The organism is Aeromonas sp. Prich7-2 (assembly GCF_017939255.1).
GTDB classification, from domain to species: Bacteria; Pseudomonadota; Gammaproteobacteria; order Enterobacterales; family Aeromonadaceae; genus Aeromonas; species Aeromonas caviae.
Genome location: NZ_JAGKRI010000312.1, coordinates 1 through 293 on the forward strand (window position 1 = coordinate 1; position 293 = coordinate 293).

At 54.9% G+C, this 293-nt stretch carries 1 pseudogene; it reads right to left on the reverse strand.

From position 1 onward, the window contains the following. Nucleotides 1–293 (reverse strand): annotated as a pseudogene (locus tag J9892_RS22400) (IS1634 family transposase); the annotation flags it as partial.

Sequence of the window (293 nt, forward strand, 5' to 3'; positions counted from 1 at the left end):
TTGCTGCTGTTGCGCCAGTAATTGCAAGGTATCGGCGCAGTACAGTGCGGCATCGCCGACCAGATAACGGCACTCCTGCGCGGCCTTGAGACTGCTCAAATGGCGACGAACGGTCTGGGCAAAGGCTTTGGTGTCATTACTATTGCTGCTCAGGGCCTGCATATAGACAGGTAGGCCGGCCTGATTTTCACAGATGAGCTCAAGGATCACTTGATTCAGCTCTGGCCGGTGATCACGACTATAACCACGCACCAGTTGCAGCTTACCGACCAGATCCCCATCGGCACAGTCAT